Origin of the sequence: Polycladidibacter stylochi (genome assembly GCF_001562055.1) — a bacterium.
Taxonomy (GTDB): domain Bacteria; phylum Pseudomonadota; class Alphaproteobacteria; order Rhizobiales; family Stappiaceae; genus Pseudovibrio; species Pseudovibrio stylochi.
Genome location: NZ_LLWE01000025.1, coordinates 286,608 through 300,225, shown reverse-complemented (window position 1 = coordinate 300,225; position 13,618 = coordinate 286,608). Strand labels below are relative to the sequence as shown.

11 protein-coding genes are annotated in these 13,618 nt (G+C 45.1%); 7 read left to right on the top strand and 4 right to left on the bottom strand.

Annotated features, from left to right (window positions below):
* Position 1 precedes the first annotated feature (1 nt).
* Positions 2 to 598, bottom strand: a complete 597-nt coding sequence (locus tag AYK67_RS10465; RefSeq protein WP_068086020.1) for a helix-turn-helix transcriptional regulator — start codon at positions 596 to 598, stop codon at positions 2 to 4.
* Positions 599 to 1,378: 780 nt separating this feature from the next.
* On the opposite strand from AYK67_RS10465, the gene AYK67_RS10460 reads away from it, so the two are divergent.
* The 6 genes from AYK67_RS10460 (at position 1,379) to AYK67_RS10435 (ending at position 10,767) form a co-directional block, all read left to right on the top strand.
* The gene (locus AYK67_RS10460) at positions 1,379 to 2,455 is read left to right on the top strand and encodes a DUF2336 domain-containing protein (RefSeq protein WP_068086018.1); all 1,077 of its coding nucleotides are present in this window, start codon (positions 1,379 to 1,381) and stop codon (positions 2,453 to 2,455) included.
* Between the two features lie 257 nt (positions 2,456 to 2,712).
* Complete coding sequence (locus AYK67_RS10455; protein ID WP_068086470.1) at positions 2,713 to 3,705, top strand: ArsR/SmtB family transcription factor; 993 nt, start codon at positions 2,713 to 2,715, stop codon at positions 3,703 to 3,705.
* Between the two features lies 1 nt (position 3,706).
* Entirely contained in the window at positions 3,707 to 4,630 is a 924-nt protein-coding gene (gene metF, locus AYK67_RS10450; protein ID WP_068086016.1) for a methylenetetrahydrofolate reductase [NAD(P)H], read from the top strand.
* A 42-nt stretch (positions 4,631 to 4,672) separates the two neighbouring features.
* Complete coding sequence (gene metH, locus AYK67_RS10445; RefSeq protein WP_068086013.1) at positions 4,673 to 8,422, top strand: methionine synthase; 3,750 nt, start codon at positions 4,673 to 4,675, stop codon at positions 8,420 to 8,422.
* A gap of 157 nt (positions 8,423 to 8,579) precedes the next feature.
* Positions 8,580 to 9,167: an FMN-dependent NADH-azoreductase gene (locus AYK67_RS10440; protein WP_068086467.1), complete on the top strand. Its 588-nt coding sequence runs from the start codon at positions 8,580 to 8,582 to the stop codon at positions 9,165 to 9,167.
* A gap of 727 nt (positions 9,168 to 9,894) precedes the next feature.
* The gene (locus tag AYK67_RS10435) at positions 9,895 to 10,767 is read left to right on the top strand and encodes an extensin-like domain-containing protein (protein ID WP_068086010.1); all 873 of its coding nucleotides are present in this window, start codon (positions 9,895 to 9,897) and stop codon (positions 10,765 to 10,767) included.
* A gap of 114 nt (positions 10,768 to 10,881) precedes the next feature.
* Here AYK67_RS10435 and AYK67_RS10430 read toward each other — a convergent pair whose 3' ends face one another.
* Positions 10,882 to 11,394, bottom strand: coding sequence for a BA14K family protein (locus tag AYK67_RS10430; RefSeq protein WP_068086007.1), 513 nt, complete (start codon positions 11,392 to 11,394; stop codon positions 10,882 to 10,884).
* Between the two features lie 224 nt (positions 11,395 to 11,618).
* Here AYK67_RS10430 and AYK67_RS10425 point away from each other — a divergent pair, with 224 nt between their 5' ends.
* Positions 11,619 to 12,281, top strand: coding sequence for a methyltransferase (locus AYK67_RS10425; protein ID WP_068086004.1), 663 nt, complete (start codon positions 11,619 to 11,621; stop codon positions 12,279 to 12,281).
* A gap of 42 nt (positions 12,282 to 12,323) precedes the next feature.
* On the opposite strand, the gene AYK67_RS10420 is transcribed toward AYK67_RS10425, so the two are convergent.
* On the bottom strand, positions 12,324 to 12,974 hold the full coding sequence (locus tag AYK67_RS10420) for a glutathione S-transferase (RefSeq protein WP_068086001.1): 651 nt from the start codon (positions 12,972 to 12,974) through the stop codon (positions 12,324 to 12,326).
* A gap of 3 nt (positions 12,975 to 12,977) precedes the next feature.
* Positions 12,978 to 13,541 carry an acyl-CoA thioesterase gene (locus tag AYK67_RS10415; RefSeq protein ID WP_068085997.1) on the bottom strand — a complete coding sequence of 188 codons (564 nt, stop codon included), beginning with the start codon at positions 13,539 to 13,541 and terminating at the stop codon, positions 12,978 to 12,980.
* Positions 13,542 to 13,618 lie beyond the last annotated feature (77 nt).

The window sequence follows — 13,618 nt, the reverse complement described above, 5'->3', positions numbered from 1 at the left end:
TCTAGGATATTCTTGTGATTAACATCGCAAGTTCTACACGTGTTTTTACTTGAAGTTTGGCGTAGATATTTTTTCGGTGTGTTCGTAGTGTGTTTTTAGAAATCTCTAATTTCTCAGCGATTTGAGGTTCGGTACTTGAGCCTGCCAAGTGCTCTAAAACTGCTCCTTCTCTATCTGTTAAAGAGAAAAGGCGTGCAGCTTTTTTTATGCGATGAGAAATACGAAAATCAAGTTCTGTAAAGTAAATAATAAAGTATTTGCTTTCTTGCGCAATGTAATTAATTTCAAAAAGTATTGGCCGCTCTCTCTGGTTCTGTGATTGTATAGTTAAAGTTGTTGATGCGGAAATAGAAGGTGTTCGTCTTACATTTTGCATAAAGGCAGAAACTTTATCTGTCTCAGTGTTTCCTGTAAATTTAATTATTGAACTTTCAATAGTAATTGAACTAATGCTTGCAAGAATTCGCTCTGCTGTGGGGTTTGTATATAGGATTTGATTGCTGCTATCTACAATTAGAAGACCTTGGTCAAGCAGGTCAGCTGCAGAACGAAGGTGTTGCTTTTCAATTTTTACCAGTAGGGGGGATGTAACGGGCATTGGGGTGTGCCTTATAAATTCACTTGTCCAAAGTGGCTTGCCGATAACTTTTAACGAGTGATCACAAATCAATATAATAAATTTCGTTCTTTATACATAATTATGTATTCATTATTTCAATAATAAAAATCAAATACAAAATTGTAAATAGTCTCAGTAAATTAATTAATAGTTATGTGCATATTTATAAGTAATAGTATCTCATTTTTATGAGATTTAAGTAGGGAGTTATGAAAATAATTATTTATATAGTTAGGGTTAATAAATATATTTAGTCATGATGCAAAATTTTGTTTAAACTAATGTCCTTAAGGCGTAAAGCGCTTTGATATTTATCTTTGTGTATTGATGAGTAGATAATCCAGCTTTGATCTGATTTGTAAAAGAGATGAAACTCTATTGGACATGACAGGTATTAGGGGCTGTATCCAGTACTTACATGCTGAATACGTTACGTTATTTTTCTTTTATGCTGCCGTTTATAATTGAATGAATAACGAAAGAATACCGTGAAGATCAAGCGTCAAGGGGAAGCCATCAATCAAAAGCCAATTTAAATTTGAATGCCTAAGATTTTATCTATATAAACCACTCAAGAAACTAGAGTGAAAATTATTTATCGATTCGAGGTTAAGCCAAGTTTTTGTTTGGTTTTGCATGGACGATTTCTCACGATTTTGCAGACATGTTTCTGCCATATTTCGCAGTCTTTTTAAGGCTTGGGAGGCAATTATTCCTCTGGTTATCTCGTGTAAACGGTTGCTGAAATGGTGTTAATTGATGGCTTCCTCTGTATCTTCTGAGATGATTGATTTTCAATCACTTGCTCTGGATGGGGACAATGAGCGTAGAGGTGAGCTTGCCAAGCAAGTGGCGCTTTTGTTTTCTAAAACTTGGGAGCGCTGTTCAGACGAACAGATTGAAATTTACGATAGCGTAATGATACGTCTATCGGAAATGGTTGAGCTTCAGGCACGGGTCTACATGGCTGAGTGCCTTTGTGAGCTGGAGTGTGCACCAAGAGGCACACTACGAAGGCTTGCCGGTGATACAATTGAAGTTGCCGAACCAATCCTAGAAAAATCAAAAGTACTGCATGAGCAAGACCTTATAGAGCTTGCAGATAATTTGGGTGATTTACACCGTCTTGCAATCGCGAAAAGAGATAGTTTGTCGGAGGCGATTACCCAAGTTTTAATTGATAGGGGTAATAAGCATGTCCGGTATCAAGTCGCTTCCAACGGGGGGGCTCTTATCAATCGGCAAAGCCTAGATATTCTCATGCATGATGCGCAATCGGATGAGATAATGCAAACTTATCTTGGGTCACGGGAAGATTTGGCCGATGAGCAAATAGAAGAACTTATTGGTTTTGCTAGTGAAAAAGTCCGTCTTAAACTAATCGAAGAAGGGTGTGTCGATGAGGTTTCGCGGCTTTCGCAGGCAGCGCGTATTGCTGCGCAAAAATTATCCCATGATTATTGGTTGTCCCGCTATGACTTCGAAGGGGCAGCGGACAAAGTGCTATCAATTGCTAGAGAAGGCAAGTTAGATGCATTCGTTATGAGGCAATTTGCGGAAGAGGAGTGTTTTCCTGAAGCCGTTGCTGGTTTTGCATTACTTGCTGAGGTTAGCTACGAGAATGCCAAGCGTTGGATGGTGCAAAATGATACAAAGCAATTTGTGACTGTTTGCCGTGCGCTTGGATTCAATTTGATGACACTTCAGGCTTTGCTTAAAATTGGTCCTTGGCGCTATAAACTCACTCCTCAAGAGCGGCAAAGCGCGATTACTGAATTCCAGCGGCTCGATCTACTACAAGCGCGAGAAGCGCTTAGTAAATGGAAAGATAGCTGAAGATTTGAGGCTTTTTCATAGGATACATAATAGGCGCGGATAGCGCCTTTTTTGCGTCCAAAAGCTTTACGGATAGAAGCTGCCGTTTTTTGAGTTTCTTCCTTGATATGACGAGTTTTGTTCAATGTTGGGATTTATGAAAGGGCTTGCAAAAAATTTGAGAGTTGTCAAAATGGCATATAACGTATAAAGATATCTTTATATGGAATATGGAGTTGGTTTTGATAAAAGGTCTTACACAAATTGAGCTTGCGACAATGCCCCTAGAAGCCGTGGTTGGGGTGTTGCGCGGATGTGGGGAGGCAACGCGCTTACGTTTGCTTGCTCTGCTTATCGCTGGAGAGCTCACAGTTAAAGACCTAACCGGTATACTTGGTCAAAGCCAGCCACGGATTTCCCGACACTTAAAACTACTATGTGATGCTGGTATTGTTGAACGATATCCTGAAGGCGCTTGGGTTTATTATCGGCTTGGCGAAGGACCTGAGGCCTGCATTGCCAAATATGCCATAGAGCACCTATCTAAGCATGATCCGGTCATTTCTGGTGATCTAGAGCGGTTGGAAACCTTGCGACGCACTAAAGCGCAGGAAGCAGCCGAATTCTTTGCCGAACGTGCAAAAACGTGGGATTTGGAACGGAATTTACATGTTCCGGAAGCTGATGTGGAAGCCGCTATGCGTGTGCTTGTAGGACAGCAGAGAATTGGTAATTTCTTAGATTTAGGTACCGGAACAGGGCGGCTTCTCGAGGTTTTTGCCGATCAATATGAACGTGGTGTGGGCCTTGACGCAAGTGGCGACATGCTTTCTGTTGCGCGGGCAAACTTGGAAAATGCCGGTATTTCCCATGCTCAGGTGCGGCAGGGTGATATCTATGCACTGCCGGTGGAACCGAATATGTCTGAATTGACTGTGGTTCATCAGGTCTTGCATTTTCTAGAAGAGCCTGGAAGGGCCATCAGCGAGGCGGCAAGAACTTTGAAGCCGGGTGGCCGTTTGCTTATTGTTGATTTTGCCAGCCACGAACTGGAATTTTTACGTGAAAAATTCGCCCATCGTCGACTTGGGTTTTCCCAGGAGCAAATGCGCCGCTGGTTGGAAGATGCTGGGGTTGAATTACTTGAATATCAGCAGTTAAGCCCAAAGGCTGCTGAAACCAACAAGCTAACAGTGGGACTATGGCTTGCAAAAGACCCGCGCATCGTTAGCGATCTACCCCATGCTAGCTTGAATAAGGAACTTGTTTGATATGTCTAACTCCCCTCATGACCGTCGTTTTCGCTTGAACAGTGCGAGCGATATTGCTGTTTCCTTTGAATTTTTCCCGCCCAAAAATGAACGTATGGAAGAGCAACTGTGGTCATCTATCAAACGGCTGGAACCATTGTCTCCTTCATTTGTGTCTGTGACTTATGGTGCTGGAGGGTCAACACGTGAACGTACGCATGCAACGGTTTCGCGCATTGTGAAAGAAACAAGCCTGAAGCCAGCTGCCCACTTAACCTGTGTTGATGCCAGTAAAGAAGAAGTGGACGAGGTTATTCGTGCTTATTGGGACGCTGGTGTGCGCCATATTGTGGCATTGCGCGGTGACCCTGCAGCCGGTGTCGGTTCGCAATATAGCCCTCATGAGAATGGTTATCAATCAACCGCCGATTTGGTGGCCAGCATTAAGCGCATTGGGGATTTTGAAGTATCAGTTTCTGCCTATCCCGAGCGGCACCCAGAAAGCCGGAGCTGGGATGTGGAAATCGATGTCTTGAAAGCAAAAGTGGATGCTGGTGCCACACGGGCAATTACACAGTTCTTTTTTGATAATTCGGACTACTTTCGGTATGTGGAGCGGGTTCAAGCCGCTGGTATCAACATTCCAATCATACCTGGCATCGTACCTGTTCATTCATTTAAGGGAATTGCCGGTTTTGCACGCAGGACCGGCGCATCGGTTCCCAGCTGGCTTGCCCGCCGTTTTGAAGGGCTGGATGACGACTTGCGTACCCGTGAACTGGTGGCTGCGGCTGTCGCGGCCGAGCAGGTTTTGGACTTGTTCGACCAAGGGGTTGATGCTTTCCACTTTTATACCATGAACAAGGCTGATCTGGTTTATGCCATTTGCCATATGTTGGGGTTACGCCACCAAGAACAACCGGTGAAAAGCACTGTTGCTGCATAATTACAGCCATAATGAACTAAAGATAAAAGAGTACGAGTTTCCATGACAAACGAACAGACCAACAAAGGCCAAGAGGTTTTATCGGCCCTTACAAAAGCTGCCAAAAAGCGCATTCTCGTTCTTGACGGTGCCATGGGAACCATGATCCAGCAGTTGGGGCTGGATGAAGACGGTTATCGTGGTGAACGTTTTAAAAACTGGAATCAGGATGTGAAGGGCAATAACGATTTGCTGATCCTGACCCAACCGGACGCCATTCGCGATATTCATTTGCAGTACTTGCAAGCTGGTGCTGATATTATTGAAACCAACACATTTTCTTCGACCTCCATTGCACAAGCTGATTATGCGATGGAGAGCATTTGCTATGAGCTGAACAAGGAAGGGGCGCGCCTTTGCCGTGAGGCGGTTGAACAAATGCTGGCGCAAGACCCGAGCCGCCCGCGTTTCGTCGCTGGTGGTTTGGGGCCAACCAACCGGACAGCCTCCATTTCTCCAGATGTAAACAATCCGGGATTTCGGGCGGTAACATTTGATCAGCTGAAAGATTCTTATGCAGAGGCCGTGCGTGGGTTGATTGATGGCGGTGTTGACCTCATCTTGGTTGAAACCATTTTTGATACTTTGAATGCGAAGGCTGCACTGTTCGCCTGTGAGGAAGTTTTTGAAGAAAAAGGCATCCAGCTGCCTGTCATGGTTTCCGGTACGATTACCGATTTGTCTGGCCGTATGCTCTCGGGGCAGACACCGGAGGCGTTTTGGAACTCTGTACGCCATACCTCACCATTTTCTATCGGGCTCAACTGTGCGCTTGGTGCGAAAGAAATGCGGGCCCATGTGGACGAGCTGAACCGCGTGGCTGACACGCTGGTTTGTGCCTATCCTAACGCGGGCTTACCGAATGAATTTGGTGAATATGACGAAAGCCCCGAGCAGATGTCGGCTTTGGTTGGCGAGTTTGCGCGTAGTGGTCTTGTCAATATTGTTGGTGGTTGCTGTGGTACTACACCCGCACACATTAAGGCAATTAGTGATGTGGTGACGGGTGTTGCGCCACGCCAGATTCCTGAAGTACCACGTTTGATGCGTTTATCCGGCTTAGAGCCATTTACGCTAACGCCGGAAGTGAATTTCGTTAATGTGGGTGAGCGTACCAATGTTACCGGCTCGGCGCGGTTCCGTAAGCTTATCAAAAATGATGATTATAACAGTGCGTTGGATGTGGCCCGCTCACAGGTGGAGAACGGCGCGCAGATTATTGATATTAACATGGATGAAGGGCTTCTGGATAGTGAAGAAGCCATGGTCACATTTTTGAATCTGATTGCAGCAGAGCCGGATATTGCCCGTGTTCCTGTGATGATCGATAGCTCGAAGTGGTCGGTTATTGAAGCTGGCTTGAAGTGCGTTCAAGGCAAGGCAATTGTGAATTCCATATCTATGAAAGAGGGAATTGAGCCGTTTATTGCGCAAGCCAAGCTTATTCGTCGTTATGGTGCCGCTGTTGTTGTGATGGCATTTGACGATGTGGGGCAGGCGGATAGCTTTGAACGCAAAGTTGAAATCTGTAAGCGTTCCTATGACATTTTGGTCAATCAGGTTGGTTTCCCGCCAGAAGATATCATCTTTGACCCGAACGTTTTTGCGGTAGCGACCGGTATTGAGGAACATGATAATTATGGCGTTGATTTTATCAATGCCACAAAATGGATTGCCGAGAACCTGCCGCATTCGCATATTTCTGGTGGTGTTTCAAACCTGTCGTTTTCCTTCCGCGGGAATGAGCCTGTGCGTGAGGCCATGCACTCTGTATTCTTATACCACGCCATTAAAGTGGGTATGGATATGGGCATTGTGAATGCAGGCCAGTTGGCAGTTTATGATAATTTGCCAGAGGAACTGCGTGACCTTTGTGAGGATGTTGTATTAAATCGGCGCCCGGATTCAACCGACCGGCTGCTTGATGCGGCCGAAAAATACAGAGGTAGCGGCGGTAAAAAACGCGAAGTTGATTTGAAGTGGCGAGAAGGGCCTGTTGCCAAGCGCTTGGAGCATGCGCTCGTTCATGGAATTACTGACTTTATTGAGGCGGACACCGAGGAAGCACGATTACAAGCCAAACGGCCACTACACGTGATTGAAGGTCCGTTGATGGATGGCATGAATGTGGTTGGCGATCTGTTTGGCGAAGGTAAGATGTTCTTGCCGCAGGTTGTGAAATCTGCTCGGGTGATGAAAGCAGCTGTTGCATATTTGATGCCCTTTTTGGAGGCCGAAAAAGCCGAGCTGGGGCTTGAAGAGAGCTCTTCTAACGGTAAAATTCTGATGGCTACCGTTAAAGGTGATGTGCACGATATTGGTAAGAATATTGTTGGTGTTGTTTTGCAATGTAACAACTTTGAGGTCATCGACCTTGGGGTGATGGTGCCGGCAACTGAAATTTTGAAGCAGGCGAGAGAGCATAACGTTGATATCATAGGCCTTTCAGGCCTTATTACGCCATCGTTGGATGAAATGTGCCATATAGCTGCCGAGATGGAACGTGAAAAGATGGATATTCCTCTGCTCATTGGCGGGGCAACGACATCTCGTGTTCATACGGCTGTGAAAATCCATCCGAATTACGATCAAGGTCAAGCTATTTATGTAACCGATGCTGGCCGTGCTGTTGGTGTTGCTTCTAAATTGATGTCAGAAGAGCAGCGGGTTGTGTATTTGGATGAAGTACGAGCGGAATATAAGGATATCGCCGAGAAACATGCACGCGGCCGCGCTAAAAAAAGCCGTGCGAGCCTAGAGCAGGCTCAGGCCAACGGGTATAAGGCAGATTTTACAAAACATCGGCCAATAAAGCCCAGTTTTCTAGGCACCAAGGCATTTACAGATTTCCCATTGGCTGAGTTGGTTCCCTATATTGACTGGACACCTTTCTTTGCCACTTGGGAGATTAAGGGTACTTATCCTGCGGTTTTAACCGATGCCCGCTATGGTGCGGCTGCACAGGCGCTTTTTGATGATGCGCAAGCGATGTTGAAAGAGATTGTTGAAGGTAAATTGCTGACAGCTAATGCAGTGGTTGGCTTTTGGCCGTGCCAACGGGATGGTGACGACTTGGTGTTATATACAAACGAAAGTCGTCAGAGCGAATTGAAGCGATTGCATACATTGCGCCAGCAAATGGATCGTTCAAAATCGGATCGGGGTAATATGGCCTTAGCTGACTTTATTGCACCGATTGATAGCGGCGTTGATGACTATATTGGCGGTTTTGCCGTGACAACTGGTCATGGTGAAGACCTTTTGGCAGCTAAATATGCGGCGCTGGGGGATGACTACAACAAAATTCTCAGTCAGGCGTTAGCTGATCGCCTTGCCGAAGCTTTCGCTGAAAAGATGCATGAAGTGGTGCGCAAAGAGCTTTGGGGCTATGCACCGGATGAGGCTTGTAGCAACGAAGAGCTTATTGCTGAAGGCTATGATGGAATTCGTCCGGCCCCTGGATATCCGGCACAGCCGGACCATACTGAAAAAGGTAGTTTGTTTGAGCTTTTAGACGCGGAAAACCAAGCAGGGATCAAGCTGACAGAAAGTTACGCCATGTGGCCGGGCTCTGCTGTATCCGGTTTATATTTTAGCCATCCTGAGGCCGCGTACTTTGGCATTGGCAAGATCGAGGAAGATCAGGTTGCCGATTATGCCAAGCGAAAAGGTTGGAGTTTGGAGACTGCCGAGCGTTGGCTGGCACCAATTTTGAACTATCAACCAGAACGCCGTGTGACAGCTGCAGAGTAATAGCTGATACATATTCACTATAATGGCGTGAAGAGATCCTTCACGCCATTTTGGGTTGTTTGAAAAACGGAAACGAATTGTTCAAAATTATTGGTCTTATAAAATAAATGCTCAGGAATTACCTTGCTTCCAAGAAACAAACTACGGAGCAATTCCAATGAGAATTTTAAGTGTGCAATCCTCCGCAAAAGGTGCAGATTCCCTCACGCGTTCATTGAGTGAAAAATTAATCAAGCAATTTCAATCTACTGGTAAAGCCAGTTCTGTGATTGAGCGCGACTTAGCTCAAGGCGCCCAACATATTGATGGGGCTTGGGTCGGTGCAGCGTATACACCGGATGAGCATCGTACAGATGAGCAAAAACAGCTACTGGCTACATCCGATACCCTGATTAATGAGCTGAAAGATGCTGATTTAATTGTAATCGGTTCACCTATTTACAACTTTGGGGTTCCTGCCTCGTTGAAAGCTTGGGTCGATCTAGTGGCACGTGTGGGCGTGACTTTCCAATATACCGAGCAAGGGCCGCAAGGCCTTTTAAGCGGTAAGAAAGCAGTGATTGTGACATCTAGTGGCGGTGTTCCTGTTGGTTCGCCAGTTGACTTTAATGTTCCGTTCTTAAAGCAGGTTCTCGGCTTTATTGGTATTACAGATGTTGAAGTTGTTGCGGCTGAGGGTGTTGCAATGGATGCAGAAGGTGCACAGCGAAAGGCTGAAGAACAAATTGCCGCATTAGCTGCTTGAGGTGTGGCTTCCCTGGCAATGTAAGGGCTTTAATCGCCGAAATAGGTTGTTTGTTGTTTGCGAGCTTGGTTCGCTTTATTCCATTAACGCTGACAACACAATTTAGGTGGTGCCCTGATATGAATTAACGGCGTCTCTTTGAACGGTTATGCCGCAAAGAGACGCAAATTTTTAGCTTTAAAAGCAACCCGCATTTTGCTTGCCAGTTTATTTTGTTTTACGAGTTTGGTGCGTCTGTTCCCTTCTAGACCAACCATACATTATCAAGCCATTTATGGTGACTTTACTTACACAATTCCAAGTACTATGGCGCCGATAAAGACGAAGGCACTCATTACAGCAATAACGTTCAGGCTTCGCGTGACAGTCATTATTGTCCCCCTTAACTCATAAACTTTGGAAAGCTTATGTGACAATTAATAAAAAGGGAAGTCATTATTTTTCACAGATAGCTTTAGTTATAGAAAAAAATTGAAAAAAGAATCATATTATTAGTTGGTTTAAAAAAATACTGAACCGTTGTTGAGAAATAATAAATTACAATAAAATACTTTGAAATGAATAGACTAGATATACTTTGCCGACTAAAATTGGCTGTGGTATATCATGCGTCAGAATGTCGCTTGTTGCTGCTATTATTTAATATATTAGTTTTTTACCTTTTGGCGAGTTTGGCATCAGCCTTATGCGCGTATACTTGCCCGGTGTTTAATAGGGTTTGTTTTTTATGAAAAGTCTTGCCAACTTGTTCTCTTTAGCCAGTCTTACGTTGTTTACTTTAGTTGTATATTCTGCATCTTTTAGTGGTTCGCATGCTCAAAACGTCAATACACAAAAAATGACCCAATTCTCTGGGGTGTCGCAAATTGAGACGAGTTTGCGTTTACCTGTGCCTCTTCAAAAGCCTTCCTCTTCTCTGGATCATAATCGGAAAAAGACAGAGAGAAAGCCACAAAATATTATTAGCTATGCTCCCAGCGTTTCTGATAGTGAAACGATGAAAAAAGCACCATTTAAAAAGCTGCTCGAACCTGTTGATGGGATTAAAGAAAGCCTTAACCGGATTTGTGAATTGCCCGATAATTCTGTGTCAATTGGGGAACCTATTGTTGGAGAAGGCGGGTGCGGTATTGAGGATCCTGTAAGCCTAGAACAACTCGATATTGCTGGAGAGAAAATCGGTTTTTCTAGAGTACTCATGATCTCGTGTCAGGCTGCGCAACAGCTTGTTCCGTGGGTCGTGAAGGCCAACAGTGCTGTAAAGGAAAATTTCGAAAATGAGCAGTTGGAAAGCCTACAAATTGCAGCGGGTTACGCTTGCCGAAGGCGAAACAATCTTAAGAGTGGAAAGCTATCAGAGCATGCGAAAGGTAATGCGATTGATGTGGTTGGCTTTAAGCTGAAAAGCGGGCGCATCATAACTGTGCTTAAAGGATGGGAAGATTCGAGTGAGCATGCCTTTTTAAAAACGCTTCATGGCGAGGCTTGCAAACAATTTACAACCGTTTTAGGGCCGATGGCTAATAAGTACCATAAAGACCATTTTCATTTTGATATTGGTTGTCATGGTAAAGATTGTAAATATTTGATTTGTGAGTGAGATTGCATAGAAAAAGAGGGCACCCTAGGATGCCCTCCTTAAGCAGCGGTGTTGTGGGGTGCTGCTTAAACCAGAGTTGCCGGGCATGACAGTTTCTGGTGTTGCTCAGAACTATTAGCGACACAACTTGCGTACACCTGAATAGCTCATAAATGTTCCTGTTTGCGGGTTAAAGCTACGGTATTTTTGTGTGCAATACCGATACCATTGTTGGGTCCAAGGGGCTGGGGCCGATGGGTAAGTATTTATTTGTACATTAACTTGGTGTGGTTGTGGCTGTGGTTGTGGATATGCTGGCACCGCTTGTACGGCAGGGACAGGATAAGCATAAACCGGCTGTGCATACGGATTGACACTCGGTGCGTAAGGGTTGAACGCAGGTGCTGTATAATTATCCTCTTCTACAGCGCTGGCAATTATCAAACCGGCTGCTAAACCTAACACTCCGATCGCTATTGCTTCACCGCTATCTATATCGTCGTGATGACGGTTATCATCGTAGTGGTGATAATGGTGATGCTGATGGTGGTGCTTGTGGTGTTTGCCTTTAGCGTAAGAAATGGAAGGCATCTGAGTAACCATGATTGCGGCAATGACTAGGATAAATGCTTTTTTATGGGCAAACATTTGATAACTCCAATAGTGAACTCGCTGTTGACCCCGTTATTTCATATTGAGAGTGAACTGGTATTGAGAGCGCTATTCATCCTGTATTCAGGTTTATGCCTGAAAAAATTTGTGCATTATGCAATTTTTGATTGAGGCAACTAGGTGTTTCCCTTAGTCAGCGTTGTAGTTCTTTTGCGTGTGGCAGAAGATAATTATATTGATTTTAGGAGACTTTGGCATCAATGAACCAGGAGCAATTGGATAGAGAGGCTGGAGCTGCGGTTTATACCCCTAGGACCCTTGGGATTTACGACTTGGTTGTACACGGGTTTTCCAATCGTTTCCTATGGAAAGTACCCACCACTAGACTGGTAGAATTCTATAATGGCTTGATAAGTGCCAACCATCTAGATGTAGGGGTCGGTAGCGGCTATTTTCTTGAAAAATGCCGGTTTCCGATGCAGCCACGCCTTGCATTAATGGATTTGAACAGGACCTGTCTGCAGTATGCAGCGCAACGGGTTGCTAAGTATCGTCCCAATACTCATCAGGTAGATGTGTTTGAGCCAATTGATTGGGAAGAAAAGGGCTTTAACAGTATTTGCCTTGGTTACTTATTGCATTGCCTGCCAGGTGCAATGAAAGACAAAGCTGTTGTATTTGATAACCTCAAGCCTTTGCTGTTAGCTAACGGTGTTTTGTTCGGAGCCACGATCTTGGGTGAAGACCAGTCACCTAACTGGGGTGCACGGCGATTGATGAAAATTTATAATAAAAAAGGCGTTTTCTCCAATATGGCGGATAACGAAGCTGATCTGCGGGAAATTCTAGCAACGCGTTTTGAAACATACTCAGTGGAAGTTGTTGGTCATGTGGCGCTGTTCTGGGCGCAAGGCAACAAATAAACAAAATGCGCAGTCGTGTGCTGCGCACTGACTTATTTTCTCCTATGGGAATAGGAGAGGGACATCCCCAGGCTGCCACTGGGTCCATTTTGTGGCAAAAGCCGTGGTAAATAGCTCTGTTTCAATCAGGCGGTTCAGCCAAGCACGCACGCGTTCAGGGGCGGACTGTTGAAAGCGTTCTTTATTGGCATTGCAAAACTGGCGTACGAATGGGAACAGCATTTGGTCGGCTAGTGCCGGGCGAGAGCCAAAGAGATAAGGACTATTTTGCAGGCGCTTTTCTAGCCCCTCCAGTTCCTGAATTGCGCTGTTGTAGTGAACTTCAGGGTCGGCGTCTTCATAGCGGCTGGCGTATTTGTAATGATCCAGATGATACTTAAATGCACCATCCAAATGCGCTATTAAATCCAGCATTTGTAGTTTTGTGCCGGTTTCTGGTTCTAGCCAGTTTTGTGGGTCGTTTCGCGAAAGCGCCCACAGTGCGATATCAAGCGATTCATCTATAACTGTTGCATCGGGCAAAATCATAACCGGAACGGTGCCTTTGGGTGAAATCTCCAACATGTGCGCAGGTTTATTGCGCAGGACAATTTCGCGTAGTTCGACTTGAGTATTGCTGCTAATCAGGGCGAGGCGGGCGCGCATGGCATAGGGGCAACGGCGAAAAGAGTAGAGTATGGGCTGCTTTGACATTCTTTAAGCTTCTGGTTTGCGGTCAAAGCGTTTTAGCTGCTCTTCAGCCTCGAGAAAAGCTTTTACATGGGGCTCTAATGGAGGCACTGCACTGGTTAAATTGGCTTGTTCCATCCAGTCATTAATGGCGACAAATTCGCGGGCTTTTTTATTGTACATACCCACACGAACCAGTGAGGTGGCGGCAATGACACCTTTATGTTTTCCTTTGAGCAGGCGAAAGCGTTGCTCCATGACGCCTGTTCCTTCTTCCCAGTAAACAATGCGTGTTTCTAAAAGGAAGGGCTGAAACAGGCCGATTTCGCGGCGAAAACGAATGGAAGCGGACGAGACAACAGGCATCCATTTGTTCTTAAGAACAGGACGCCAAAGACCTGTACGTAGTAGAACATCCATCCGGCCAAGGTCCATCAACGTGAGATACTGACCATTGTTCAAGTGAATGTTTGTGTCAATATCGGTGAGATGGACACGAAAGCGCATGATTGATTTATCAAGCGGTGAGGCAATTTTGCTGCGAAATGGGCTGGTGATAAAGAACCAGAGCAAGCGGAACCAAAGTCTCATTTAAAATCCTAGGCACTAATGCAGTTTACGTAATCGTAATGCATTAGCGCTTGGACATTTGTTTGTAAACCTGTGAA